The 24,472-nt window shown below is 67.9% G+C and carries 27 protein-coding genes and 1 riboswitch; of the genes, 17 read left to right on the top strand and 10 right to left on the bottom strand.

Features of this window, described 5'->3' with window-relative positions:
- A riboswitch (TPP riboswitch) is annotated at positions 1–106 on the top strand.
- The 3 genes from Rhe02_RS49660 (at position 106) to Rhe02_RS06165 (ending at position 2,737) form a co-directional block, all read left to right on the top strand.
- The gene (locus Rhe02_RS49660) at positions 106–690 is read left to right on the top strand and encodes an ECF transporter S component (RefSeq protein WP_239123448.1); all 585 of its coding nucleotides are present in this window, start codon (positions 106–108) and stop codon (positions 688–690) included. Its footprint overlaps the riboswitch before it by 1 nt.
- Entirely contained in the window at positions 687–2,021 is a 1,335-nt protein-coding gene (locus Rhe02_RS06170) for an ABC transporter ATP-binding protein (protein WP_239123447.1), read from the top strand. The genes Rhe02_RS49660 and Rhe02_RS06170 overlap by 4 nt, the downstream gene beginning before the upstream one ends.
- A complete protein-coding gene (locus Rhe02_RS06165) occupies positions 2,018–2,737 on the top strand; it encodes an energy-coupling factor transporter transmembrane component T family protein (protein WP_203907100.1) in 720 nt (239 codons plus the stop codon). Before Rhe02_RS06170 ends, Rhe02_RS06165 begins: the two co-directional genes overlap by 4 nt.
- On the opposite strand, the gene Rhe02_RS06160 is transcribed toward Rhe02_RS06165, so the two are convergent.
- On the bottom strand, positions 2,732–3,142 hold the full coding sequence (locus Rhe02_RS06160) for an NUDIX domain-containing protein (RefSeq protein WP_203907099.1): 411 nt from the start codon (positions 3,140–3,142) through the stop codon (positions 2,732–2,734). The two genes, Rhe02_RS06165 and Rhe02_RS06160, sit on opposite strands and share 6 nt — an antisense overlap.
- 112 nt (positions 3,143–3,254) lie before the next feature.
- On the opposite strand from Rhe02_RS06160, the gene Rhe02_RS06155 reads away from it, so the two are divergent.
- Positions 3,255–4,601 (top strand): HNH endonuclease signature motif containing protein, encoded by a 1,347-nt coding sequence (locus Rhe02_RS06155; protein WP_239123443.1) that lies wholly within the window; start codon positions 3,255–3,257, stop codon positions 4,599–4,601.
- A gap of 331 nt (positions 4,602–4,932) precedes the next feature.
- Here the strand turns inward: Rhe02_RS06155 and Rhe02_RS06150 are convergent, their stop codons facing one another.
- Genes Rhe02_RS06150 through era form a run of 3 tightly spaced genes read right to left on the bottom strand, consistent with a single transcriptional unit; the run spans position 4,933 to position 7,353 of the window.
- Positions 4,933–5,724 (bottom strand): isoprenyl transferase, encoded by a 792-nt coding sequence (locus Rhe02_RS06150; protein WP_203907098.1) that lies wholly within the window; start codon positions 5,722–5,724, stop codon positions 4,933–4,935.
- Positions 5,721–6,470, bottom strand: coding sequence for a DNA repair protein RecO (gene recO, locus Rhe02_RS06145; protein ID WP_203907097.1), 750 nt, complete (start codon positions 6,468–6,470; stop codon positions 5,721–5,723). The genes Rhe02_RS06150 and recO overlap by 4 nt, the downstream gene beginning before the upstream one ends.
- A gap of 1 nt (position 6,471) precedes the next feature.
- Positions 6,472–7,353, bottom strand: coding sequence for a GTPase Era (gene era, locus Rhe02_RS06140; RefSeq protein WP_203907096.1), 882 nt, complete (start codon positions 7,351–7,353; stop codon positions 6,472–6,474).
- Positions 7,354–7,375: 22 nt separating this feature from the next.
- On the opposite strand from era, the gene Rhe02_RS06135 reads away from it, so the two are divergent.
- Positions 7,376–8,206 carry a phosphoribosylaminoimidazolesuccinocarboxamide synthase gene (locus tag Rhe02_RS06135; RefSeq protein WP_203907095.1) on the top strand — a complete coding sequence of 277 codons (831 nt, stop codon included), beginning with the start codon at positions 7,376–7,378 and terminating at the stop codon, positions 8,204–8,206.
- Entirely contained in the window at positions 8,203–9,237 is a 1,035-nt protein-coding gene (locus Rhe02_RS06130) for a hypothetical protein (protein WP_203907094.1), read from the top strand. The genes Rhe02_RS06135 and Rhe02_RS06130 overlap by 4 nt, the downstream gene beginning before the upstream one ends.
- A 500-nt stretch (positions 9,238–9,737) precedes the next feature.
- Here Rhe02_RS06130 and Rhe02_RS06125 read toward each other — a convergent pair whose 3' ends face one another.
- Complete coding sequence (locus tag Rhe02_RS06125; protein WP_203907229.1) at positions 9,738–10,046, bottom strand: PadR family transcriptional regulator; 309 nt, start codon at positions 10,044–10,046, stop codon at positions 9,738–9,740.
- Between the two features lie 78 nt (positions 10,047–10,124).
- Here Rhe02_RS06125 and Rhe02_RS06120 point away from each other — a divergent pair, with 78 nt between their 5' ends.
- Genes Rhe02_RS06120 through Rhe02_RS06110 form a run of 3 tightly spaced genes read left to right on the top strand, consistent with a single transcriptional unit; the run spans position 10,125 to position 12,738 of the window.
- Positions 10,125–11,438, top strand: a complete 1,314-nt coding sequence (locus Rhe02_RS06120) for an FAD-dependent oxidoreductase (RefSeq protein ID WP_203907093.1) — start codon at positions 10,125–10,127, stop codon at positions 11,436–11,438.
- Positions 11,435–12,328: a ParA family protein gene (locus tag Rhe02_RS06115; RefSeq protein ID WP_203907092.1), complete on the top strand. Its 894-nt coding sequence runs from the start codon at positions 11,435–11,437 to the stop codon at positions 12,326–12,328. The genes Rhe02_RS06120 and Rhe02_RS06115 overlap by 4 nt, the downstream gene beginning before the upstream one ends.
- Positions 12,329–12,336: 8 nt before the next feature.
- Positions 12,337–12,738 (top strand): hypothetical protein, encoded by a 402-nt coding sequence (locus Rhe02_RS06110; RefSeq protein ID WP_203907091.1) that lies wholly within the window; start codon positions 12,337–12,339, stop codon positions 12,736–12,738.
- 8 nt (positions 12,739–12,746) lie between these two features.
- On the opposite strand, the gene Rhe02_RS06105 is transcribed toward Rhe02_RS06110, so the two are convergent.
- A complete protein-coding gene (locus Rhe02_RS06105; protein ID WP_203907090.1) occupies positions 12,747–14,867 on the bottom strand; it encodes a HelD family protein in 2,121 nt (706 codons plus the stop codon).
- Between the two features lie 13 nt (positions 14,868–14,880).
- On the bottom strand, positions 14,881–15,459 hold the full coding sequence (locus tag Rhe02_RS06100) for a GNAT family N-acetyltransferase (RefSeq protein WP_203907089.1): 579 nt from the start codon (positions 15,457–15,459) through the stop codon (positions 14,881–14,883).
- Between Rhe02_RS06100 and Rhe02_RS06095 the strand changes: the two genes are divergently transcribed.
- Together Rhe02_RS06095 and Rhe02_RS06090 are read left to right on the top strand one after the other, a co-directional pair.
- On the top strand, positions 15,458–15,838 hold the full coding sequence (locus tag Rhe02_RS06095; protein WP_203907088.1) for an ABC transporter substrate-binding protein: 381 nt from the start codon (positions 15,458–15,460) through the stop codon (positions 15,836–15,838). The genes Rhe02_RS06100 and Rhe02_RS06095 overlap by 2 nt on opposite strands.
- On the top strand, positions 15,835–16,218 hold the full coding sequence (locus Rhe02_RS06090; protein ID WP_203907087.1) for a hypothetical protein: 384 nt from the start codon (positions 15,835–15,837) through the stop codon (positions 16,216–16,218). The genes Rhe02_RS06095 and Rhe02_RS06090 overlap by 4 nt, the downstream gene beginning before the upstream one ends.
- Here the strand turns inward: Rhe02_RS06090 and Rhe02_RS06085 are convergent.
- Positions 16,202–17,200: a LacI family DNA-binding transcriptional regulator gene (locus Rhe02_RS06085; RefSeq protein ID WP_203907086.1), complete on the bottom strand. Its 999-nt coding sequence runs from the start codon at positions 17,198–17,200 to the stop codon at positions 16,202–16,204. The genes Rhe02_RS06090 and Rhe02_RS06085 overlap by 17 nt on opposite strands.
- Positions 17,201–17,286: 86 nt before the next feature.
- Between Rhe02_RS06085 and Rhe02_RS06080 the strand changes: the two genes are divergently transcribed.
- The 6 genes from Rhe02_RS06080 to Rhe02_RS06055 all read left to right on the top strand — a co-directional run bounded on the left by Rhe02_RS06080 (position 17,287) and on the right by Rhe02_RS06055 (position 22,949).
- On the top strand, positions 17,287–18,429 hold the full coding sequence (locus tag Rhe02_RS06080; protein WP_203907085.1) for a Gfo/Idh/MocA family protein: 1,143 nt from the start codon (positions 17,287–17,289) through the stop codon (positions 18,427–18,429).
- Positions 18,426–19,439 (top strand): DUF993 family protein, encoded by a 1,014-nt coding sequence (locus Rhe02_RS06075; protein ID WP_203907084.1) that lies wholly within the window; start codon positions 18,426–18,428, stop codon positions 19,437–19,439. The genes Rhe02_RS06080 and Rhe02_RS06075 overlap by 4 nt, the downstream gene beginning before the upstream one ends.
- Positions 19,436–20,227, top strand: a complete 792-nt coding sequence (locus tag Rhe02_RS06070) for a sugar phosphate isomerase/epimerase family protein (protein ID WP_203907083.1) — start codon at positions 19,436–19,438, stop codon at positions 20,225–20,227. Before Rhe02_RS06075 ends, Rhe02_RS06070 begins: the two co-directional genes overlap by 4 nt.
- Before the next feature lie 43 nt (positions 20,228–20,270).
- Positions 20,271–21,197 (top strand): GNAT family N-acetyltransferase, encoded by a 927-nt coding sequence (locus tag Rhe02_RS06065; protein WP_239123441.1) that lies wholly within the window; start codon positions 20,271–20,273, stop codon positions 21,195–21,197.
- A gap of 85 nt (positions 21,198–21,282) precedes the next feature.
- A complete protein-coding gene (locus Rhe02_RS06060; protein WP_203907082.1) occupies positions 21,283–22,143 on the top strand; it encodes an LLM class F420-dependent oxidoreductase in 861 nt (286 codons plus the stop codon).
- Positions 22,140–22,949: a hypothetical protein gene (locus Rhe02_RS06055; RefSeq protein ID WP_203907081.1), complete on the top strand. Its 810-nt coding sequence runs from the start codon at positions 22,140–22,142 to the stop codon at positions 22,947–22,949. The genes Rhe02_RS06060 and Rhe02_RS06055 overlap by 4 nt, the downstream gene beginning before the upstream one ends.
- Here Rhe02_RS06055 and Rhe02_RS06050 read toward each other — a convergent pair.
- On the bottom strand, positions 22,942–23,907 hold the full coding sequence (locus Rhe02_RS06050) for an NAD(P)-dependent alcohol dehydrogenase (protein WP_203907080.1): 966 nt from the start codon (positions 23,905–23,907) through the stop codon (positions 22,942–22,944). The genes Rhe02_RS06055 and Rhe02_RS06050 overlap by 8 nt on opposite strands.
- A gap of 21 nt (positions 23,908–23,928) precedes the next feature.
- The gene (locus Rhe02_RS06045; RefSeq protein ID WP_203907079.1) at positions 23,929–24,438 is read right to left on the bottom strand and encodes an RBBP9/YdeN family alpha/beta hydrolase; all 510 of its coding nucleotides are present in this window, start codon (positions 24,436–24,438) and stop codon (positions 23,929–23,931) included.
- Positions 24,439–24,472 lie beyond the last annotated feature (34 nt).

Raw genomic sequence — 24,472 nt, 5'->3', positions numbered from 1 at the left:
GCCACACGACAGGGGAGCACGCGAGTGCTGAGAGTGCGGCAAAGGGCCGCAGACCCTCGAACCTGATCTGGGTAATGCCAGCGCAGGGAGTCTGGAGTTGATTGTATGAATGGTTTCCGCTGGCGCACCGTCGACATCGTCGTGGCCTCCACGATCGCTGTCGCGTTCGGCGTCATCTTCTGGGCCTGGGGTCTGCTGTGGTTCGGCCCCTTCTCAGTGGCCTTCAGCGGCTTCCCCCCGGCCGCTGGAATCGTCAACGGTGTCTGGTTCATCCCCGCGGTGCTCGCACCGCTGATCATCCGTAAACCGGGCGCGGCGCTGTTCGCCGAGCTCGTGGCGGCCATCATCTCCATGCTGCTCGGTTCGGGCTGGGGCTGGCTGCTCTTCTGGTACGGGGCGGTGCAAGGCCTCGGCGGCGAGCTGGCCTTCGCTCCGATCGGGCCAGCGCGTTTCGGTCTGGCACGCGCCACGCTCGCCGGCGCTCTGGCCGGGGCGGGCGCGACCGCGCTCGACCTGACCACGTCCTCCCTCGGCGATATGCAGACCTCGTGGCAAATCGCTTACGGCGCATGCCAGATCGCCAGCGGCGCCCTCATCGCGGGCGTCGGCTCCTACCTGCTGGCCAAAGGGCTTGCCCGGACAGGGGTTCTGGACAGGTTCCCGATCGGCCGGGTCCGCGAGCTGGTGTGATCCAGCTCAACGGCTTCGGCTGGCGGCACGCGGGCAGGCGCGCCTGGGCCATCCGCGGTGTCGATCTGCGCCTCGAGCGGGGCGAGCGGGTGCTCCTGCTCGGCCCCTCGGGCGCAGGCAAGTCAACCTTGCTGGCGGCTCTGGCCGGGCTGCTGGCGCATGACTCGGGGGAGGCCGAAGGCGACCTCAAGGTGGACGGCCGTACCGGCATCGTCTTCCAGGATCCGCAGTCCCAGCTCGTGATGAGCCGCTGCGGGGACGAGGTCGCCTTCGGCCTGGAAAATCTCGGCTGGCCGGCCGAGAAGATCTGGCCGCGGGTGGACGAGGTGCTGCGCCAGGTGGGGTTTGGCTACCCACGCGACCACCGCACCGATCGCCTTTCCGGCGGCGAGCAGCAGCGGCTCGTGCTGGCGGGAGCGCTTGCGCCGCAACCGGATCTGCTGCTGCTCGATGAACCCACCGCCAACCTCGACCCGGCCGGCGCCGCGCTCGTCGTGGAAAGCCTGCGCGGGCTCGGCCGCGAGCAGACCATGGTGCTCGTGGAACACCGCATCGAGGCGGTGCTGCCGCTCATCGACAGGGTCATCGTGCTCGAGCCGGGAGGCGGCGTCCGTGCTCAAGGGCCGCCGCAGATCCTCACCGGCTCACTGGGGGTCGAGCTTTCTTCAAGCGGTGTTTGGGTACCGGGTCATCCCATGCCGGCCCGTAAGGCCATCGCCGAACCGGGCCAGAGTCTGCTCACCACCACCGATCTGGGCGTGCGGGATCTGTCCTATCCCGACATAACGCTGCGCGAGGGTGAAGCGACGGCGGTCACCGGCCCCAACGGCAGCGGAAAATCGACCCTGGCGCTGATGCTCGGCGGCCTGCTCAAACCGGCCCGGGGCGGCGTCGGCACCCGATGGGGCGAGGCCCCGCACCGCTGGCGCCCCAAGACATTGACCGGCCGGATCGGCTCGGTCTTCCAGAACCCCGAGCATCAGTTCGTCACCTCGTCGGTCCGCGACGAGCTGGCCCTCGGCGGCACCTCCCCGCAACGCGTGGACGAGCTGCTGCAACGCCTGCACCTCGAGCCACTGGCCCGGGCGAATCCGTTCACCCTCTCCGGCGGCCAGGCGCGGCGGCTGAGCGTGGCCACGGCGCTGGCGGCGCGACCGCCGGTGCTTCTGCTCGACGAACCCACCTTCGGCCAAGACCGCAAAACCTGGATCGAGGTGGTAAACCTGCTGGCGGATCTGCGCGACGAGGGCCACGCCATCCTCACCGTCACCCACGATCCCCAGGTCGTCGCCGCCCTCGCCGACCGCGCCCTCGAGCTGGCCCCACGATGACCGCCGTGTTGGCGCGCAGAGCGCCCGTGGCCAAGCTCGCCGCCAGCGGCCTGCTTTCCCTAGTGGCTCTCCTGACCCGCGATCCGCTGGCACTCGGCTTCCTCATCGCCGTGTCGTTGGTGTTGGCGCCCGCCTTCGGCGTCGGCTTCGCCGACCTGCTGCGCCGCGCTTGGCCCGTTCTGGCCGCCGCCGTCGGCATCGTGCTCACCCTGGCGCTGTTCTCAGCAGACCGAAGCGGAGACGTGATCCTCCACTTCGGACCGTTCCTCATGACCAGCTCTGTGCTGAACGCTTCCCTGTCGCTCGCGCTGCGCCTGCTCGCCCTGGCCCTGCCCGCCCTGCTCACCTTCGCCTCCACCGACCCCACCGATCTGGCCGATTCCCTTGTGCAGCACGCCAAAGCGCCACCCCGCTTCGCCTTCGGGGCGCTGGCCGCCTTCCGGCTACTCGGCCTCTTCCACGACGAATGGCGCACCATCGCCATGGCCCGCCGCGCCCGCGGCCTGCGCCGCGCGTTCTTCAACACCGCCTTCGTCCTCCTGGTCGGCGCCATCCGCCGCGGCGTGCGCCTGGCCGTAGCGATGGACGCCCGCGGTTTCGACTCCGGCGCGCCACGTACCATCGCCCGCCCACAACACTTCGGCGCCGCCGACTGGGCCCTCATCGCGGGCGCGCTTATCGTTGCGGCGCTTACCTTGTCACTAGCCGGCCTATGAAGACCACCCAAGCTCCGGCCACTCGATAAGCATGGCCGGGACAGCGGCCATCGTCGGCAAAGGAATCCAGTCCAGGCCAATCATGCGAGGACAATCACACGGAAGATCGTCGGCGCCGAGCCGCGGTTCGCCATCGGCGACGGTGACAGCGAAGACCGCGGTTATCCCGGACGGGTAGTGCATGTCGCGGATGTAGGTCGCCGAAATTGCGGTAAGGCCCACCTCCTCGGCCACTTCCCGCCGGACCGCCTGCTCGTCCGTTTCGCCCGGCTGGAGCCCGCCACCGGGAAGCGTCCAATAGCTCTGCCCGTCGTGACGACCGGTGTCGCCGCGGGAGCGCTCCCTGACCATGAGCACCTTGCCGTCGCGAATGATGACAGCGGCCGCGCGCCTTCGTTGTGTCACCAGAGAATTATGCCTGCGCTTTCCGTAACCGTTGCGTGGCAACGGTTTCCGGCCTTCTTTCCAGGTAGACTTGGGGTTTTACTGCTCGAACAACTGTACTAGGATCTCTTGTGTGTCAGTCGATACGGGGATAGTCGTCGCGGATGCGATGCACTGCGATGCAGCGATTGTCGACGAGCTCGTAGCCAGTTGGCGCGAGCTGTCTGAGCGGCAGGCTGTGGTGTTGGCCAAACTCGTGGCCGTCTTCGATACCACCCCGGTGGCAGAGTTCGCTCCGTTCGAGATTGCTGCGGCGCTGGCCTGGACCCGCCAGGCCGCCGCCGCCCAGCTCGATCTCGCCATGGACGTGGTGCGCCGCCTGCCCGATATCCACGCCGCCATGGCCCATGGCGACCTCGACCTACCCAAGGCAAGGGTCATCCGCGACGGCGTCGCCACGCTCGATCTGGGGTTGGCCCGCCGCATCGCCGCCACAGTCCTGCCCGTAGCCCCCTCACTGACCACCGGCCAGCTACGGGCCAGACTGGCCAAACTGGTCATCGAGGCCGACCCCGCCGCCGCGGCCGCACGGCACCGGGCACGGGTCCGCGACCGCCGCGTCGAGCTACAGCCCACCGAAGACAGCTGCGCTAACGTCCTCGGCCTCAACCTTCCCGCCGACGCCGCCCTGGCCGCCGTCAACCGCATCACCGCGATCGCCCGCGCCGTCAAACAAGCCGGCGACCCGCGCAGCCTCGACCAAATCCGCGCCGACACCTTCCTCGACCTCCTGCTCGGCGTCACCACCGACAGCACGCGGGCCGGAGGCAGCGTCGAGCTGGTCGCCACCCTCGACACCCTGGCCAGGCTCGCCAACAAACCAGGCCACCTCAACGGCTACGGCCCCGTCATCGCCGACATCGCCCGCCAGATCGCCCAACAGCAACGCCACACACCCTGGCACTTCACCATCTACGACACCACCACCGGCGAGATCCACACCGGCACCACCCGCGCCCGCCCCCACACCAATCCCACCCCATCCAGCGCAGCGTCCACCGCCGCATCCAGCAGCCCGAACACGCCACGCGGCGGCCACCGCCGCCACACAGCGCACCCGGCACATGGCCCCAACACCAAGCACCCCAACGCTTCTCGCCCCAGCGCAGCGTCCGGCGGTGTCTTCGGCGACCCGGGCCGGCGGTTCCCCAATGCCGCGCTGGCCCGGCACATCCGCGCCCGTGACCGCATGTGCCGCGCACCCGGCTGCCGCAGACCCGCCCTGCAAACAGACCTCGATCACACCATCGCCCACCGGGATGGCGGCCGCACCGAGCCCGGCAATCTTGGCCCCCTATGCCGTTTCCATCACCGCGCCAAGCACCAAGGCCGCTGGCGCCTATGGCAAATCAGCCCCGGCATCTTCGTCTGGCGCAGTCCACTCGGCAAGCTCTACATCGTCGGACCCGAGCCACCGTAGTCATCCTCGACGCGGCGGGACTGTCTGATCAACGGCTCGTTCGATAGCAATGCCACGTGATCGGCTTCTGTCCATATAGGACAGCGGCGGCTCGGTGCAGGCGACCCGGTGGCGTTGGAGTGTCCGGACTGCGGCGCGACGACGACGCGGGTGCACGCCAAGCATCACTGCGGGACGGCATGGTGTTGGCGAAGCCTGGGAGAGTTTGGCGATGATCTAGCGTCTGCGGGGTTCGGCGGCGTAGCCGGCGGGCGCGGCCAAGCACGAAGGTGGCGTTGCCGCCGGGAGATACGGCGAGGGGCCACGACGAAGCGGCGTAAGGGAAAATGCTTTAGACGGTGGCCTTGGCGGGGGCGACCGGGTTGGGGATGGCACCGCCGAAACGGCGGTCGCGCTGGGCGAAAAGCTCGCAGGCGTACCACAGGTGGCGGCGGTCGAAGTCGGGCCAGAGGGTGTCGAGGTAGATGTGTTCGGCGTAGGCCGACTGCCACAGCAGGAAGTTGCTGGTGCGTTGCTCGCCGGATGGGCGCAGGAACAGGTCCACCTCGGGAACCTCGGGGTGGTAGAGATATTTGGCGAAAAGTTTCTCGGTCACCTTGTCGGGCTTGAGGCGGCCGGAGGCGACGTCGTGGGCGATGGCCGCGGCGGCATCGGCGATTTCGGCCTGGCCGCCGTAGTTGACGCAGAACTGGAGGGTGAGCGTGGAGTTGCGGCGGCTCATCAGCTCGGCGGTTTCCAGCTCGTCGATGACGCTTTTCCAGAGCCGGCCACGGCGGCCGGACCAGACGACACGGACGCCGAGCTCAACCAGCTGGTCGCGGCGGCGGCGGATCACGTCGCGGTTGAAGCCCATGAGGAAACGGATTTCCTCGGGCGAGCGTTTCCAGTTCTCGGTGGAGAAGGCGTAGGCCGACAGGTAGGGGATGCCCAGCTCGATGGCGCCCTCGACGGTGTCGAAGAGGGAGTACTCGCCCTGTTTGTGGCCTTCGGTACGGGCCAGCCCGCGCTCCTTGGCCCAGCGGCCATTGCCGTCCATGACGATGGCGATGTGTTTGGGCAGCGCCGCAGCGGGCAGCTTGGGTGGGCGCGCGCCGGAAGGATGCGGCGTGGGCGGCTTCTTCACGTGGTGCTCTCCCGTCGATCAACTAGCGGGAGAGAGCGTAACCCGCGCTCGAGGTGCCATTGCAGATGCGCCGCGACGAGTCCGCTCGACTCCCCCCGAATCTTCACATCTGTGCTTTGCGCTGTCCCCCAATCGCCTTCCAAGAGGGCGTTCATGAGGTTGAGCGCATCGGTGCTCGGGTGGGCGGCGCCGGGCGGACGGCAGTTGGGGCAGACCACTCCCCCGGCCGGGACGGAGAACGCCCGGTGCGGCCCGGCCTCGGCGCACACGGCACACGCGCGAAGGGAAGGCGCCCAGCCCGCGTAGGACATGGCCCGCAGCAGGTAGGCGTCGAGGATCAGGGTGGCCGGGCGTTCCTTCTCCGCCAGCGCGTTGAGCGCGCCGAGGGTGAGCAGGTAGAGCCGCAGCGTGGGTTCCTTCTCGATCGGGGTAAGCCTTTCGGCTGTTTCCGCGATGGCGCTGGCCGTGGTGTAGCGCGGATAGTCCTCCAGCAGGTGACGCCCGAACAGGCTGAGCCCTTCCACCTGCATCACGGTGTCGAGCGAGGAACCCTCGCTGCACTGGACATCGATGTGGCCGAACGGTTCCAGCCGCGCCCCGAAGCGGGAGGTGGTGCGCCGCACGCCCCGCGCGACCGCCCGGACCCGGCCGTGGGTACGGGTCAGCAGGCTGATGATGCGGTCGGCCTCGCCGAGGCGCTGGACTCGCAGCACCAGGGCGTGATCGCGGTAGAGGGGCTTGCGCACGCTAGAAGCCTAGTTTGCGTAACTGTCTCGGGTCTCGCTGCCAATCCTGGGCGACTCGAACATGCAGGTCGAGGTAGACCCTTTTGCCGAGCAGGTCCTCGATCTGGGCCCGCGCGGTCATCCCGACCCGTTTGAGCCGCTCGGCGCGAGCGCCGATGACGATGGCCTTCTGGGATTGTCGTTCCACGTAGATGTCGGCGTAGATCTTGGTGAGGTTGCCCTCGGGGATGATCTCCTCGACCAGTACAGCGATCGAGTGCGGCAGCTCATCGCGCACCCCTTCCAGGGCGGCCTCGCGGATCATCTCGGCGATGAGCACGTGCTCGGGCTCGTCGGTCAGCATGCTGTCCGGGTAGAGCTGCGGCGAGCTGGGCAGATGCGAGATCATCACATCGGTGAGCACGCCGAGCTGGTCGCCGGAGACGGCGCTGCACGGCACGATGTCGGCGAACTCGCCCAGCTGGGAGACGGCCATCAGCTGCTCGGTGAGCTCCTTCTTGCTGACCAGGTCGGTCTTGGTCACCACCGCCACGAGCGAGGCCTTCAGCTCGCCGATCTCGGAGGCGATGAAACTGTCGCCCTTGCCGACCGGTTCGTTGGCCGGGATGCACAGGCCGATCGCGTCGACCTCGCTCCAGGTGGCCCGGACCAGGTCGTTGAGGCGCTGGCCGAGCAGGGTCTTCGGGCGGTGCAGGCCGGGCGTGTCCACGAGCACGAGCTGCGCTTCCGGGCGGTGCAGCACGCCGCGGATGATGTGCCGGGTGGTCTGCGGCTTGTTGGAGGTGATCGCGATCTTTTGACCAACGAGGGCGTTGGTCAAAGTGGATTTTCCGGCGTTCGGGCGGCCTACGAAGCAGGCGAAGCCGGCGCGATACGAGCTCACCTGCTCACGCTATCCTGCCGGGGTGAAACTGCTGCATTCGGGCAAGGTTCGCGATGTCTACCGCGACGGGGACGACATCGTTCTGGTTGCCTCGGACAGGGTCTCCGTCTTCGACGTCATCCTGCCGACGCCCATCCCGGACAAGGGCAAGATCCTCACGGCAATGTCGCTGTGGTGGTTCGAGCAGCTGCGCGACATCGTGCCCAACCATGTCATCTCCACCGATGTTCCGGCCGAGTTCGCCGGGCGGGCCATCCGCTGCCAGCACCTGGCCATGGTTCCCGTGGAGTGTGTGGCGCGTGGCTACCTGACCGGATCGGGGCTGCGCGACTACAAGGCGCACGGCTCGGTTTCGGGAGTGGCCCTGCCACCCGGGCTGGTGGAGTCCTCGCGGTTGCCGGAGGCCATCTTCACCCCATCCACCAAGGCGCCCGTCGGGGAACACGACGAGCCGATGACCTTCGATGAGGTCGTGCACAAGGTGGGGCCGGAGACGGCCGAGGATCTGCGGCAGATCACCCTGGCCGTGTACAGGCGCGGCTTCGAGATAGCACAGGAACGCGGCATCATCATCGCCGATACCAAGATCGAGCTTGGCTGGGATCCGTCGGGGCAGCTTGTTCTCGGCGACGAGGTGCTCACGCCCGACTCTTCGCGCTTCTGGCCGGCCGAGAAGTACGAGCCCGGCCGGGTTCAGCCGAGCTTCGACAAGCAGCCGCTGCGCGACTGGACCGTCAGCACCGGATGGGACAAGACCGCCCCCGGTCCTGTGGTCCCGCCGCACGTGGTCGAGGCCACCCGCGCTCGCTATCTGGCCGGCTATGAACGCCTGACCGGGTCTGCCTGGTCGTGAAGCGACGGCTGCTGCGGATCCTTTGCACCGTAGTGGCTTTGCTCAGTCTGGACAGCGCGATCGGCTCCTGGAGCGCTGGCGCAGCCAGGCCCGAGCTCTTCGTCACCCGGCCCGATTCCGGTGCGGCCCTTCGGCTTTTGGTGGTTTTTCCGGGGTACCGGATGCCAGGCGCGATGCTAAGCGAGGCCTTCGGCGCCCACCTCGGGCCGAGTGACGCCATGATCGTGGTGGGTCACTCCGTCCACGGCGTGGACGTCGAGCTGACCTTCCGCGAGGTGCTGCACGCCATCGAGACGATCGATCCTCCCGTTGGCGCGCTTCGGGTCTACGGCGGGTCGATGGGCGGCATGTCGGCTGTCGACTTCCTTCGCCGGTACCAGCGGGCCGGGGCGGGCTACGGAAGGGTCACCCTGTTTCTGGACACCGCGCCCAGCAGCCCGGCCACTGTCGCCAGGCCGCTGTGGGCGGTCCCCGCGGTCAGCTGGTTTCGCGGCGGGCCAGCGGTAAATGCGTTGGTGCATATGGTTCCTGGCACGGTCGGGCCCGCGGATATGGAGCCGAGCGCCGATCCCGATCTGGTCGCCGCGGCGGGCCGGGCGGGCCGCCGTTACCCGCTGTCGGCGCTCCTGGGCCAGGCCTCCTACATCGCTTCGTTCCAGCCGCCCTCCCCCGCCGAGCTTGCCTGCGTGGACAGGGCCTACTTCCTGCACGGGCGCGACCCGCAGCTGGATCCCATCATCATCATCGATGGCGCGCTGGCCGGGTGGCGGCAGGTGCTGCCCCAGCTGCAGGAGGTGGTCATCGAGGGCCGGGCGGGCCAATGGCATCTGCCCCTCATCGAGCGTCCACAAGAGACGATGGCCATCCTGTCAAACTTTGCCGACTCGCGCCCGCCTTACCCGGGCGAGCGATCCGCTGAAGGCGGCCAGGCCGGCACCGGCCAGCGCGAGGAACGCGGTGAGGAACACGATGCCCGACAGCAGGCTGTGGTTGATAAACGAGCGCATGGACGTCTGACCGCTGCGGGCTAGAGCATCGATTTTGGTCTGCTGCTGGCTGACAATGTCAAGGAACATGTTGTCGATGGCGAGGAAGGTGCCGATGGTCAGGGCGCCGATCAGGGCCCCGGCGATCGCCCCGGCTAGGGCCAGCCCACCCGTGCTGACCGCGGTGCGCGAGGCCAGGATGCCAACCGCCGCCAGCGAGGCAAAGATCACCAGGTAGGCGACCAGGACGGAGACCGTGTCGTCGTCCTCCCGGCTGGGGAACACCACGTTGGACAGCACGATCTCCACCGACAGGGCGGCCCACACCAGCAGGCCGACGACCACGCCCTGTTTGAGGGCGCGCCGGGTATCTGTGCTCATCAGCGACTCCTTGGTGACATGCGCGTCTACCGCGCCGCGGGCGAGGTCGACGGCCATGGCCAGCCGCGCCGGCCACGGCCTGTGCTTCAGATCGTCAAGCAGCTGGCCCATCTCGGGGCCGTATCGTTCCCGCCACGCGGCCGGGTAGAGCGCGAGCAGCCATCTCATGCGAACGCCGCCAGCCGTTTGAGCCCGGCGGCCACTACCCGGCGCGCATCCTCCAAATAGGACCGAACGGCCTGCGCGCCGGCGGGGGTGATCCGGTAGGGGCGACGCCTGTCCTGCTCTGGCAACGCCTCTATCAGCTGCCGCTGCTCGAGCCTGGCCAGCGCCGCATAGAGCGTCCCCGGGCCCAGCGTGGTGCCCGCCAGCTCCTCGATGTCCTTGATCAGGGCATAGCCGTGCTTCGGGCCATCGGCGAGGCTGGCCAGAATCAGCACACTCGGCTCGGCGAACCTGCCCAGGCCATCCATGGTCACTCCGCTCTGCTCTATATCGCGACGCGCTATATCGTATAACGTAATAACCCGGCGGTGCTACTGTCCGGGGACGTGGGGAGAAGTCATGCCGTCGTCATTGGAGCCAGCGTTGCGGGTTTGACCGCCGCCCAAGCCCTGGCCAGCCGCTTCGACCGGGTCACCGTTCTCGACCGGGACATCCTGCCCGACAATCCGGTGCCACGCCGCGGCGTGCCGCAGGGGCATCACCCGCACGTTTTGCTGGCCTCCGGGCAGGCCGCGCTCGACGAGCTGTTTCCCGGCGTCAAAGAAGAGCTCGTCGCCGGTGGGGCGGTGCCCTTCGAGGCCGGGCGCGACATGTGCATCCACCGTTTCGGGGTGGTGTGGCCGCCCGCCGACACCGGACTGCACCTGGTCTCGTTCAGCCGCCCATTCCTGGAGACCACGCTGCGCGGCCGGCTTCTGGCGCACCCCAACGTGTCCATTCGCGACGGTGTGGCCATCGCCGCGCTCACCGGCAGCTCGCTGGGCGTCACCGGGGTCCGGCTCGACGACGGCGAGACGCTGGCCGCCAATCTTGTCGTCGATGCCACCGGGCGTGGCAGCCGTTCCGACCGCTGGCTGGCCAACCTCGACTTCCCCGTCCCGGAAGCGGCGGAGGTGAAAATCGGGGTGGGCTATTCCACCCGGGTGTTTCGCCGCGAGCCGGGCTTCCTGCCCGAAGGCGTCTGCGTCTTCATCCTGCCCACCCCGCCGCGGGGCAGGCGGGCCGGGCTCATCCTGCCCATCGAGGGCGACCGCTGGCTGGTCTCCATCGGCGGCTGGCACGGCCAGTTCCCCAAGGACGAGGCCGAGTTCCAGCGGTTCGCCAAGGAGCTGCCCTACCCGGCCATCGCTGACCTGCTTCGCGACGGCGAGCCTTTGAGCGAGGTCGTGTCCTACGGATTCCCGTCCAGCCGTCGTCGCTATTTTGAGAAGCTTCGTCTTGTACCGGGTGGGTTTGTCACGACCGGAGATGCTGTCTGTAGCTTCAACCCGATTTACGGCCAGGGCATGACTTGTGCCGCCCTCGACGCGCTCGCGCTGGGGCGGATGCTGGACAAGCACTCCAGCGCCGATGCCGCGATGGCCCGCGACTACTACCGGGAAGTCGGCTCGATTCTGGCCACGCCATGGCGTTTCGCGGCCGGCGGCGACTTCGCCTTCCCCGAGACGCAAGGCCCCAGGCCGCCCGGCATCGCTCTGCTCAACCGCTACTCGCGCCGGGTCCAGCTCGCCGCCCGCTATGACCCGGTTGTCCGCCGGGTGTTCAGTTCGGTCCAGCATCTGGTCATCCCACCGAGTGCACTTTTTCAGCCGTCCATCGTAGCCAAAGTCGTCAGGGGATCACGTAGCGTGAACGAATGACAGTCGTCGCGGTGCTCAATTACAAAGGCGGGGTCGGCAAGACCACGATGACCGCCAACCTCGGCGCTGAGATCGCCAACCGGGGCCGCAAGGTGCTCCTCATCGACCTCGACCCACAGGCCAGCCTGACGTTCTCGTTCTATCGGCCCGATGAGTGGGATCCCGATCGCACGATTCTGCGCTGGTACGAGTCGTACATCATGTCCGGCGCAGCCAAAAACCTGGAAGAACTGGTGCTCACCCCGCCGCGGGTCAACGCCGCGCTGGAAAGAGGCCGCCTCGACCTGATCTCCTCCGACCTTCGCCTGGTGGACGTGGAGCTCGATTTGGCCCACGGGCTGGGCGGCGCCCGCTACCAGACCTTCAACCCGCACTACCTTCGCGTCTACCGTCTGCTGGCAGACGCCTTGGCGGGCAAGGCTTTCGAAGAGTACGACGTGATCCTGATGGACTGCGCGCCCAATTTCAACATGGTAACCCGCACCGCCGTGGTCGCCAGCCAGCACATCCTCGTGCCGGCCAAGGCCGACTATCTGTCCACATTGGGCATTGACTATTTGCGTACCAGGCTTTCGCAGCTGGTCGACGAATACGATCGGGTGGCCGGCTCGAACCCGGCCGTCGCGATCAACCCGGTCATCCTCGGCGTCGTCTTCACCATGGTCCAATACGCCGGGGCCGGGCTGATGGTCAAACTTCAGGGATACATCAACGGGCTCAAGGACATCGAGGTGCCCGTGTTCCGGCACACGCTGCGGGAGAGCAAGGCCGTCTTCGCCGATCCGGGCGAGCACGGCATCCCGGCGGTACTGTCCCGCCAGACCACCGAGAACGTGGAATACGATCTGCACCAGATCACCAACGAGTTCCTCTCCCTGATCAGAGTTTAGGAGTGCAGGTGAACCTCGAGCGCACGCACGATGTCCTGGTCAAGGTGGCCGAGTTTCTGCGTAAGCTGCCCGACGACCAGGTCGACGCCCTGCTGTCCGGAGAGGCGCGCCTCGAGCTCATCCCCAAGGGCCATCGGGTCGCCGCCCCCGCCGGGGCGAAGAAACCGGCCGCGCTCGACATCTCAGCCGAGCAGGTCAACGCGGATCTCAAGGCGCTGAACGACCGGGCGGCCGCGACCAAGTACCTCAAAGACCTCAAGCTGGCCAAGGCGCCCCTCGCGGAACTGGCCAAGCAGCTCGACGTGGCCTGCGCCAGCAAGGACACCGCCGCGATCATCATGGAGCGGATCGTGGAACAGAAGGTGGGCCGCCGCCTGTCCAGCGACGCCATCTTCGCCCGCAAACAGTAGCCGGCGGTTTATTCAGGCCGCTCCAGGAGACGGGCTGCCTCGCGCAGCACTTCGGCCCAGCGCTCATTGGCGGTGCTGTTGCGCACCAGGATCGCCACCTGCGCGGCTGGGCCGGCCACCGACGAGGGAAGCGGCGCGCCGGGCATCGCCAGCGCCTTCCTCGACGGCTCGGATGCCTTGAGCGGCAAGGGATCTCCTACCGCGATGACGTCGAGGTAGCCGGTGGTACGGGTCAGCGCCACATAGAGCAACCGAAGCCCGCGCGGGTCCGAGGCGACAATCGCCTCCGGCTCAACAACTATCACCGCATCGAATTCCAGGCCCTTGGCCTCCTGCGGGCTGACCAGATTGATGGCGCGGCCCAGCTCGCCACGATCGGCGCTGCTCCAGCTGGAACCGTTGGCGGCCAGCGCCTCTTCCACCTCACCGCGCTGCGGCGCGGCGCAGATGATGCCGACGAACCGGCCCTCGGCCGCATGCACCGCGGCCATGGTGGCCACCCGCCCGGCCCGGTCGGCCTCCTCAGCGCGATGGATGCGCGGGCCTTGCGGGCCTTCGCGCACCGCCTCGGGAGCGACCGCCTCGGGAGCGGCCACCCGGTGAAGCGGGGCGGCGTGATCGAAGATCTGCTTGGGCACCCGGTAGCCGTAGCGCAGATTGACCACATGGTGTTCCAGCTTGGCCGGCAGGTGCTCGGCCACCTCGGCCCAGCTGTCGCGCGCCCATGCCCCGGTCGACTGCGACAGATCGCCGACGATGGTCAGCGAGCCGGTGGATGAGCGCCGCGCGATGCTGCGCAACTGCATCGGCGACAGGTCCTGCACCTCGTCGACGACGATGTGGGCATAGCGCTGCGGCGAACCATTGATCAATTGCTCGGCCTCGTCGAGCAGGGGCAGATCGTGGCGGCTCCACACCTGTTCGGAGAGCCGGTCTGCCGCCCTTCTGCGCAGCGACAGCAACTCCTCGGTGGTGAACTCCGCGCCGCCCGCGGCGAACAACCGCTCCTTTGAGCCCAGCAGATCGCGCAGGAACGCGCCCGGGGTCATCACCGGCCACAACCGGCTGAGCAGGTTTTCCACCACACCCGCGGGCGCGGCCAGGCCGCGGTCGGCCAGCATCTGCACCAGGCTGTCGCGCAAAGCCAGCCGCCGCTGGGTGTATGGCATGTCCAGCCGGCGTGCCGCCGTCACCGCCGCCTCCACCTCGGGACCCGGCAGCGTGACGAAGCGGCCATCGACCAGAAGCCGCTCGGCGGGCTCGGGAACACCGACGCGGCCGTCGAGCGCCCTTGCCAGCAGGCCCACCATCCGCGGGTCGCCTTTGAGCCGAACAGCATCGGGCTCGTCGCGCCAGCCGAGCGCCACCTCGGGCGCCAGCTTGGTGATGTCCACCTGTGCCACCTCGGTGTCGCCGAGGCTGGGCAGCACCGAGGTGATGTACCGGGCAAACGTCGGGTTGGGCCCGACCACCAGCACCTCACGGGCCTGAAGCCTTTCCCGGTGTTGGTAGAGCAGCCACGACACCCGGTGCAGCGCGATAACCGTCTTTCCCGTGCCCGGCCCGCCCTCGATGACCAGCACCTGTTCCAGCGGCGCGCGGATCAGCTCGAACTGGGCCGCCTGAATGGTCGCCACGATGTCACGAAGGCTTCCGGTGCGGCCGCGATTGAGATCCCGCAACAGTTCCGAGTCAGGCCCGGCCACCGCCGCCGCGATGCTGGCGAAGATGACGTCGGTAAAGTCGTCGATATGATTGCCGGAACAGGCAAAGGTGCGCTTGCGCGCCACATTCCTGGCATCGGCGTGGCTGGCCAGATAATACGGCTCGGCCGCGGGGGCTTTCCAGCTGATGACCAGCGGCTCGCTCTCCTCGTCGAGGATCAGATGCTTGCCGATGTAAAGCGCCGCGCCCTCCTGGTCGTCGATCCTGCCGATCGCCACCGCGTCGTCGGCCCCGCCGACCTGTTCGGCGCGCTGGCGCGCCTCACGGATGAGCGCCGCTGCGGCAGCCGGGTGCACACCGGCCTGACCGGCGAGGCTACCGCCCTGCCGCTTCTGTTCGCGGTGCTTTTCGGCGCGGTCGAAATACTCTTGCTCCCGCGCGATCTCCGCCGACTTCGGATCCACCGGGACAGGCTACTCACAGTTTCAGGTCGAGAACACCGCCGTCGCGGGTGAACCCGATCCGGTGATAGAACGGCCGAGGACGCAGCCCCGCGCGCACCGACAGGTTGGTCAGGCCACGCGCTCTGGACTCGGCGATGATGGTTGCCATCAAATGCCCACCAACGCCCCGATTGCGCCATTGCGGTGCCACATAGACACTCTGAATGTCACCCACGTAGCGGTTTAGCTGCCCGACACCCGGCGGGCGGGCGATCAGCGCCAGCCACGCCATGCCGACCGGCTCACCCTCCACAAAGGACAGATAGGCCGGGTGGGTATCGGTATGTGCACGAGCCAAATCGGCAAACGTGTCAACGTATTCCGACCGCCCAGGCGAGTCTGCGCCGCGATCCGGATCGCCCTCGTGACTCCACGCCCAGCGCATCCCACCAAGAATCTCCGCCTCGTCGGGCCCCGCCAGCCGCGTCACAAGTTGGTCCAGCACCCCAAACACGCTACCGCACAACGCAATCTCGAAATGAACAAATTCTTCGAGCAAACATTCGCACACCTGTTGCCACCGCAATCGCGCCAAAACTAGCCTGATCGCCATGACCGGGGAAACCTTGCAAGAAATCCACCGCAGACTGGGGCTGCCGGAAATCCCGCAGGAAGCCATCGACAAAGCGCGCGAGCAAATCCGTGAGCACGAGCAAAGGATGGCCGATCCTGAGCGAAGGGCCGCCCGTAAAGCAGAGTCAGAGGCACTCCTCGCCCAGTTCAGAAGGCCGAAAGTCAGGATGTTGCCGGGCGAAAGCCTGCCAGAGCTCCATCGGCGGCTCGGCCTGCCGGAAATCCCGCAAGAAGCCATCGACAAAGCCCGACGAGACTTTGCGGAGCAGGAGCGAATTCTTGCTGATCCCGTCCGCAAGGCCGCGCGGCTGGCCGAGAGCGAAGCGTTGCTTGCGCGTTTCAGGCGGCCAGCAAGGTGAGCACCGCCCGCATCATCGACACCAGTGCAATTCAGCGTTATGTCGCCGCCGAAGGGATAACTGTCTCGGGCGTGCTCTCGTTCATGGCCGACGTCGGGGTGAGGGTTCTGGCTCCAGCGGTCTCCATAAGTGAGGCCTATTGGGCTGTCAAACTTGACGACAGCCCAATGCTCGATGTCTTCCACACGTTGCCGCAGCTCGCGGTGGAGCCGCTGCAAGCCACAGATGCGATGATCGTCGGTAACATGGCCCGCTTCATGGGCAGCCTCGGCCTAGCCAACGCCTGCATGCTGGCCCGATCTATGGATATCCCGTTGATGACAGCTGATCCTGTGCCTGCGAGCAAGCTCTTGCCCGCCGAGCTCATCTGGGAGGTCTGACCGGCATGGAGCTGGCTCTGACCACCAGGGTTGCCGGGGCTTCCATGGTACGCCCGGTGGGCAGGTTGGCCAGGACCAGTTCCATCGCTTTGGCGCCCATGTCGGTGAGGTCCAGGCGGATGGTGGTCAGGGCCGGGGTCACGTCGACGGCGACCGGCAGGTCGTCGAAGCCGACGACCGAGACGTCGTGACGGCCCAGGTCTCGAAGCGCGGCAAGGGTTCCGACCGCCATCAGGTCGTTGAGGGCGAAGATGGCGGTCAGGGAACGGTCTTGCAGCAGCGACATCGCGGCGGCGCGGCCGCCTTCGCGGGTGAAGTCGGCTTCGGCGACGGCTGCGGGTTCCATGATCGAGGAGAAGCCGCCGAGGCGGTTGCTGACCGTGGCCAATGTGGAGGGTCCGGTGATGACGCCGACGGTGGTGTGGCCGAGATCGGCGAGGTGGGTGGCGGCGAGCTGGCCACCCCCGTAGTTGTCGGGGGCGATCGTGTCGAAGGCGTCGCCGTGCGTGCCGATGGCGACGACCCGGCCGCCTGTCGAGGTGAACTCGGAAAGGGAGGGGGTCAGTGAGGAGTCGGTGAAGGCGGAACCGGCGAGCAGCACCGCACGGGCCCGCTGGGCGCGCAGACGGGCCAGATAATCCATTTCCAGCCCGGGGTCGCGGAAGGTGTTGGCAACGAGGACCATGAGGTCATGTTCGCGGGCAACGCGCATGGCGCCAGTGGCGATGGCCGCGAAGTAGGGGTCGGCGATGTCGTGGACAAGGAGGCCGACGACGGTGCTGCGGGAGCTGGCCAGCGACTGCGCGGGAGCGTGAGCGACGTAGCGGAGCTGGGCGGCGGCGTCGGTGACCTTCTCCACGAGGGCGGACGCCGGTGTCCGCCCGCCGCTGCCGTGCAGCACTCGGGAGGCCGTCGCCAGCGACACCCCGGCGAGGGCGGCGACCTGCTGCAGAGTTGGACCTGTTGACGTGGCGCGAGGCATGTGCGTAGGGTACCGCATGCGCTGGAAAGCGCTTTCCGCAGTGCGGCGGGAGTCGGGCAGGGCACCGGGATGGGTGGAGTGTGGACGTGGACCGTAGATCTATAGGCATCGTGATGAACGGCGTTACCGGCCGGATGGGCTACCGCCAGCACCTCGTGCGTTCCATCCTGGCGATCCGGGAACAGGGAGGGCTCACCCTCAGCGACGGCAGCGTGATCTGGCCCGAGCCGGTCCTCGTGGGCCGCAACGCGGCCAAGCTTGAGCAGCTGGCCCATCAGCACGGGCTGACCCAGTACACAACAGATCTAGACAAGGCGCTCGAAGAGAACGAGATCTACTTTGATGCGCAAGTGACCACCGCGCGGGTAGATGCTCTGAAGAAGGCGATCCACCGCGGCCGGCACGTCTACACCGAGAAGCCCACCGCCGAGTCGCTGGCCGATGCGCTGGCCCTTGCCCGCGCAGCCGAAGCCAGGGGCATCAAGCACGGCGTGGTGGCCGACAAGCTTTACCTGCCGGGGCTTCGCAAGCTCAAGCGGCTGGTCGATTCCGGCTTCTTCGGCCGCATCCTCGATGTGCGCATCGACTTCGGCTATTGGGTTTTCGAGGGAGACTGGCAGCCCGCGCAGCGGCCCAGCTGGAACTACCGCGCCGAAGACGGCGGCGGCATCATCCTGGACATGTTCCCGCACTGGCGTTATGTGCTCGACCACGTCATCGCGCCGGTCAGGTCGGTTTTCGCCCACGCGAGCACCCACATTCCGCAGCGCTGGGACGAGCAGAACAACCCTTACGCCGCCACCGCCGACGACGCGGTCTACGGCGTGTTCGAGCTTGAGGGCGGCATCGTCGCGCAGGTCAACAGCTCGTGGACCACCCGGGTCGACCGCACCGAGCTGGTGACCTTCCAGGTCAACGGCACCGAGGGCAGTGCGGTGGCTGGGCTGCGGGGCTGCCGCGTGCAGCACCGCGCGACCACGCCGAAACCGGTGTGGAACCCGGATCTGCCGGTGTCGCACGACTTCCGTTCACAGTGGACAGAGCTTCCCGACAACGACGTCTACGACAACGGATTCAAGACGCAGTGGGAGGAGTTCCTCACCTGCGTGGTCACCGGTGCCGAGTACCCACATAATCTATTCGCCGGCGCCAGGGGTGTGCAGCTGGCCGAGCTGGGCCTGCGCTCGGCCCGGGAGGGTCGCCGCCTCGCGGTGGAGGACCTGGCATGACTTCCCGCATCTTCTATGCGGCAGCTCACGTGGTGGCCACCTCCGACACCGGCATCGACTGGGAAGCCACCCTGCGTTTCCGCCATCACCTGTGGTCGCTGGGATTGGGGGTGGCCGACGCGATGGACACCGCCCAGCGCGGCATGGGCATGCCTTGGGAGGCGACCAAGGAGCTCATCCGGCGCAGTGCCGCCGAAGCCAGCTCCGTCGGGGGCCTTCTTGCCTGTGGTGTGGGTACGGATCAACTGCCGCCCCAGTCCCAGTCCCTGGCCGACATCGAGGCGGCCTACCTCGAACAGCTGCAAGTGGTTCAGGAGGCGGGCGCCGGGGTCATCCTCATGGCATCCCGAGCGCTGGCCGCGGCGGCCGGCGGACCCGAGGACTACCATGCCGTCTACGGCAAGGTGCTGTCGCAAGTGGACAGTCCGGTGATCCTGCACTGGCTGGGTGACATGTTCGACCCGGCGTTGCAGGGCTACTGGGGTTCGGCCGACCTCGACCGGGCCGCCGAAAGCGCCCTGGCGCTGATGCATGAGCACGCCGACAGCATCGACGGCATCAAGGTGTCGCTGCTGGACGCCGACCGCGAGATCGCCCTGCGCGCCGCGCTGCCCGAGGGCATCCGGCTCTACACCGGTGACGACTTCAACTATCCCGCCCTGATTGAGTCGGGTTCGCATGCGCTGCTTGGCATCTTCGACGCCATCGCGGTGCCCGCGGCGGCGGCGAAGGCAGCCCTCGACGCGGGGGACACCGCACGTTTCCGCGAGCTGCTCGACCCGACAGTTCCGTTGGCGCGTCACATCTTCGAGACACCCACCTTCCACTACAAGACCGGCATCGTCTTCCTGGCGTGGCTCAACGGGCACCAGGAACACTTCCGGATGCTCGGCGGCCACCAGTCGGCCCGCTCCCCCGAACACCTGCGCCGCCTCTACGAGCTGGCGGTGCAGGCCGGAGTCATCGCCGACCCGGAGCTGGCCGCCGCCCGCCTGGCGAGCCTGGCATGAAGCTGTCGCTGAACACCGCGACCGTCAAGCGGGCCTCGCTGGCGCAGGCCGCGCAGCTGTGCGTGGAGAACGGCATCACCGGGATAGGGCCGTGGCGCGACGCGGTCGAGGCGGCGGGCGGAGCCGGCGCGGTGCGCAAACTGTTCGACTCCCACGGCCTGACGGTGACCAGCCTGTGCCGTGGCGGCTTCTTCCAGCTCGGGCTCGATGACACGCGCCGGGCGATCGAGGAAGCAGCCACGCTCGGCACCCGCGAGCTCATCCTCGTCGTGGGGGGCATGCCGGACGGGTCGAAGGATCTTCCGGCCGCCCGGCGGGTGGTGGCGGATTCGATCGAAGCCCTTGTCCCGTACGCGGTTCAGCACGACGTGCGGCTCGCCATCGAGCCGTTGCATCCGATGTTCTGCGCCGACCGCGCTGTGGTGTCCACCCTGGGCCAGGCGCTCGATATCGCCGAGCCCTTCGCGCCGCACGAGGTGGGGGTGGTGGTCGACACCTATCACGTGTGGTGGGATCCGCAGTTGCCCGCCCAGATCGCGCGCGCCGGCGACCGCATTGCCAGCTACCAGGTGTGTGACTGGGTGGTGCCGCTGCCCGAGGACATGCTGCTGGGCCGCGGCCACGTCGGCGACGGCCACATCGACTTCCCCGCCATCACCGGGGCGGTGCGGCGGGCCGGATACGACGGCTATGTCGAGGTGGAGATCTTCAATCAGTCCATTTGGGACACTGATCCGGCCACCACCGTCGCCACTGTCGCGCAGCGGTGGCCTCTCGTCGGCGTCTAGGCGGGCCCACGCGGCGGGGCCGTTGCCGGTAGCGTGGCGGCCTGTGACGATTGTTCGGCCCGCTCAGCCCACCGAGATTCCTGCCCTGACCGAATACTCCGGAGACGGTGAACGAAACGCCGCCACCGCTGGATATCTGACCAGCCTGCTGGAAAGCGGCTGCACCAAGCCGGAATGGTGCTTGGTCGCCGAGGAGCCGGGGGCCGGGCTCGTGGGCAATGTGGTGCTGTGGACCGCGCCCGGTCACCCGGAGCCGATCGATATCGTGCTGCTTGACGCCACCGACGCCTCGGTTGGCGGCCGGCTGCTGGAGCGGGCCGGTGAACTCGCCCGCAGCCTGGGCGCCCAGCGTCAGGGCCACTGCTGGGACAGCCCGGCCCAAGCGCCGCAGTTCCAGCGCGACCCGCAGCTGCGGGCTCAGCTCCTCGCCGACGCGGGGTTCGCCGTTGACCGCGACGGGGAAAGGTTCGCCTGGCGCACGGCCGACGGAATGCCCGAGCTGGATCCCCGGCTGACGTGGCGGCCGCTGACCGAGCTGGGCGAGGCGCCCTTCGTCGACCTGCTGGAAGACATCCTGGCCAACACCGCCGACGCGCTGCTGCGGGCGGCGGTCGCCGAGCAGGGCCTGCGCAAGGCCGCCGAGGCCCATTTCCGGGAGTGCCTCGAATATGACCACCAGCCCCATTGGTACGAGATCGGCTACGACCCGGACGGCACGGCCGCCGCACTGAGCCTGCCCGCCCGCAACGCCGCCTTCCCGATCATCGGCATGGTCGGCGTGGCGACCGCCCACCGCGGCAAGGGTTATGCCACCTCGGTGGTGGCCCGCGGTACCCACCTGCTGGCCATCAGCGGCGCGACGGAGATCCGCGGCGACTGCGACCGGTCCAATGTCGCCATGGTCAAGGCCTTCGCCCGCTGCGGCTACCAGAACTTCGCCAACCGCCGCATGTACAGCCGCGCGCTCTGAGCGGCATTGGGGTTGCCTTCGAGTGCGCTCTAAGACATAGCGTTGTCGCTGACGCCGCGATGTGCCGCGCCCGAAGGGACTCCCGATGAAGCTTGGACTGCACTACTGGAACTACTCGCGACCGGCCGATCCGGCATCGATCACGGACACGCTCGCCCAGACCGCGCAGGTGGCCGAGCAGGCAGGCATCTCCTCGTTCACCGTCATGGATCACTTCTTTCAGATGGAGGGCGCGGCGGCGGCCGACGAGCCGATGCTGGAGGGGTACACGACGCTGGGTTTTGTGGCGGCCAAGACCACCCGGATGACGCTGGGTCTGCTGGTGACCGGGGTGATGTATAGGCATCCGGGCGTGCTCGCCAAAACCGTGACCACGCTGGACGTGCTCTCGGGGGGCCGGGCCCGCCTGGGCATCGGCGCTTCCTGGTACGAGCGGGAGCAGCGGGGCCTGGGGGTGCCGGTGGTCCCGGTCGGCGAGCGCTTCACGCGGCTGGAGGAGGCGATACAGATCTGCCAGCAGATGTGGAGTGACAACAACGGGCCTTATGAGGGCCGGCACTATCAGCTGGCCGAGACGCTGTGCGTGCCCGCTCCGATCAGCAAGCCCGGTCCGCCCATCATGATCGGCGGCGGGGGTGAGCAGAAGACGCTGCGTCTGGTGGCGCGCTACGCCGACGCGTGCAACCTCTTCGCCACCAGCCCCGACGACATCGCCCACAAGCTCGGCGTGCTGCGCACCCACTGCGACGCGGAGGGACGCGACTACGACCGGATAGCCAAGACCGCCGTCTTCGTCCGTCCCGTGCTCAGCGACGTCGACGCGTTCCTCACCGACGTGGCGGCCTATGCGGCGCTGGGCGTGACCGAGATGCAGCTGATGCCCGACCGGCATCCCGTCGAGTACATGGAGGCAGTGGCCGAGCAGGTCCTGCCGCGCCTGGCGTGACCTGGGAAACATCGACCGACGTCCACGCGTTTCTCGCCGCGGCCGGTGACTTCCTGAGGGCCGCCCCGATCGACAACACGGTGTTGCTGACGGAGGCGGCGTATCTGGCTGCCCGGCCCGGCAGCACCACCGACCAGCTTTACGGCTGGTGGCAGCCGGCCACGGGCGATGTCGCGGGCGCGTTCCTTCGGGCGCCAGGGCATCCGCCGATCCTGTCGCTGATGGCCGGCGAAGCGCTGGAGTCCATTGTGGACGAACTGGCCGCAGCGAGCGCGGTCGGTGTGGACGGCCGGCTGGCCGATTCGGTGGTGGCCGCCTGGCGGCACGGCTCGGGCATCGAGCTTCGTGAGCGGTCGCGGATCAGGCTCTACCGGCTCGGCGATCTGCGGCCGCCACCTTTACCGGCCGGGCGGGCGAGGGTGGCCACCGCGGCCGACCGTGAACTGCTCGTCTCCTGGTTCGGCCGGCTGATGGCCGCATTTCCTGACGACCCCAGCGAGCTGGCTTATGTGGTCGACGACCCGCTCAGCTACGGCGGCATCGTGTTGTGGGAGCGGGCCGGCACGCCCAAAGCGATGGCCGGGCGGAGCCGCCAGGTTGCGGGCATGGTGCGGCTGAGCGCGGTCTACGCGCCCGATGACCCGGCCGACGGCGACGCCGCCTTCGTCGCCGCCTGCATCGCGGCAAAGGAGTTGGCCCGCGATGTCCTTGTCCTGGCTCAAGCAGCGGACACGGCCACCGCTGCGAGCCATCGGCAGCTGGGCTTCGAGCCGGTCCTTGACCGGATCATGCTCGCGGCTAGGTGACGGTGATGACGACCTTGCCTTTGGCGTGTCCTTCACCCAGGTACCGCAACGCCTCCGGCACCTCGTCCAGCCGGTACCGGCGATCGATGACGGTCGTGATCCTGCCCTCCTGGCACAGCTCGATGATGGGCGCCAGGTGCTTGACTCCCAGTGCCACCGGCAGCAGGCGTATCCGCTTGCCGGCTCGCCTTCCCATCAGCGGCCCGCGCAGCAGCACCCCAAAAAGCGTTGCCACGGAGCCACCGACATACAGATAGCGCCCGCCGGGGGCCAGCGCGCGGGAGTAGGCCGACACCGGGCGATAGGCGGCCAGGTCGAGAATCACGTCATAGGTGCGGCCGTTGCGGGTGAAGTCCTCCCGCCGGTAGTCGATGACATGGTCGGCGCCCATGGAGCGCATGAATTCCAGCTTCTCCGCATTGTCCACACCGGTAACTTCTGCGCCGAGCAGCTTGGCCAGCTGCACGGCATACATGCCCGATCCGCCCCCGGCGCCGTTGATCAGCACCTGCTCGCCGGGCTTGGCCAGCCCCCTGGTGCGAATGCCTTGCAGCGCAATGGCTCCCGCTTGGGGCAGCGCGGCCGCCTGCTCGAAGGTCATGCCGCTCGGCATGCGCGCCAGCACACCTTGCGGCACGCACACGTACTCGGCGAACCCGCCCATGTGACTGAGAATGTCGGCGAACACCTCGTCTCCGGGTTGGAACAGCGTGGCTTGCGGACCTGTCGCCTCGACCCGCCCGGCGATGTCCGACCCGAGAACCCGATGCCGCGGGCGAAACGGGCCGTTGATGCGCGAGTAGAGCGGCTTGCCCCGCAGCACCTCCCAGTCGGAGGCGTTCAGCGACACCGCGTGCACCTTCACCAGTACCTCGTCGGCCTTGGGGATGGGCGTGTCGATGTCTGCCAATGCCAGCACTTCGGGCGACCCGTACCGCGAATAGACAACAGCCTTCATGACTCTCCCTAGTCGATCAGATCAGGTGAGTGTTTCGACGAGCCTTTCGCCGTCGGGCCAAGGCCCGTAGCCGCTCGCCGTTTCGAGGTGGCCGGCCTCTCCCGCGTCGAAAAGCTCTGCGCCCCAATCGTCGGCATAACGCTGAAACTGTGCGAAGGACGTGTACGGATCGGTGTGGCTGGCTACGAGAATAGTGCGGAAGGGCAACCTCTGCCGCGGCACGAGCCCGAACGAGGGCCAATGCTTGTCTACATAGGGCGGCGTGACCAGCAACGCCGCTTGAACCGGGCCGACATGGCGCTGCGCCCACACCACCGTGCTGAGGCACCCGCCGCTGTGGGCGATCAGCACGGCCGGCTCGTCGTCGGCGGCGATGGCCGCATGCAGCGCCTGCACCCGATCCTCCAAAATGAACGGTGGACCCGGCGGGCGGGGCGCCCAAAGGTAGCTGGGATTCGCGGCGGCCCAGCGTTGCATCCAATGTTCCGGCTTGGGCAGGCCGCGTCCGGGCACCAGCAAATGTCGAGGCATAACTGCATTCTGCCTTCAGCGCCCTCGCCGATGT

This window comes from Rhizocola hellebori (assembly GCF_016862955.1).
Taxonomy (GTDB): domain Bacteria; phylum Actinomycetota; class Actinomycetes; order Mycobacteriales; family Micromonosporaceae; genus Rhizocola; species Rhizocola hellebori.
This window is presented reverse-complemented; position numbering and strand designations above follow the sequence as displayed.

What these genes read in the sequence shown, in the direction of transcription:
- Rhe02_RS06060 (WP_203907082.1), top strand. Translation starts at nt 21,283, where the DNA reads ATGAAGCTTGGACTGCACTACTGGAACTACTCGCGACCGGCCGATCCG.
- Rhe02_RS06115 (WP_203907092.1), top strand. Translation starts at nt 11,435, where the DNA reads ATGACAGTCGTCGCGGTGCTCAATTACAAAGGCGGGGTCGGCAAGACC.
- Rhe02_RS06050 (WP_203907080.1), bottom strand. Translation starts at nt 23,907, where the DNA reads ATGAAGGCTGTTGTCTATTCGCGGTACGGGTCGCCCGAAGTGCTGGCA.
- Rhe02_RS06125 (WP_203907229.1), bottom strand. Translation starts at nt 10,046, where the DNA reads ATGGATGGCCTGGGCAGGTTCGCCGAGCCGAGTGTGCTGATTCTGGCC.
- Rhe02_RS06165 (WP_203907100.1), top strand. Translation starts at nt 2,018, where the DNA reads ATGACCGCCGTGTTGGCGCGCAGAGCGCCCGTGGCCAAGCTCGCCGCC.
- Rhe02_RS06095 (WP_203907088.1), top strand. Translation starts at nt 15,458, where the DNA reads ATGACCGGGGAAACCTTGCAAGAAATCCACCGCAGACTGGGGCTGCCG.
- Rhe02_RS06070 (WP_203907083.1), top strand. Translation starts at nt 19,436, where the DNA reads ATGAAGCTGTCGCTGAACACCGCGACCGTCAAGCGGGCCTCGCTGGCG.
- Rhe02_RS49660 (WP_239123448.1), top strand. Translation starts at nt 106, where the DNA reads ATGAATGGTTTCCGCTGGCGCACCGTCGACATCGTCGTGGCCTCCACG.
- Rhe02_RS06045 (WP_203907079.1), bottom strand. Translation starts at nt 24,438, where the DNA reads ATGCCTCGACATTTGCTGGTGCCCGGACGCGGCCTGCCCAAGCCGGAA.
- Rhe02_RS06100 (WP_203907089.1), bottom strand. Translation starts at nt 15,459, where the DNA reads ATGGCGATCAGGCTAGTTTTGGCGCGATTGCGGTGGCAACAGGTGTGC.
- Rhe02_RS06085 (WP_203907086.1), bottom strand. Translation starts at nt 17,200, where the DNA reads ATGCCTCGCGCCACGTCAACAGGTCCAACTCTGCAGCAGGTCGCCGCC.
- Rhe02_RS06075 (WP_203907084.1), top strand. Translation starts at nt 18,426, where the DNA reads ATGACTTCCCGCATCTTCTATGCGGCAGCTCACGTGGTGGCCACCTCC.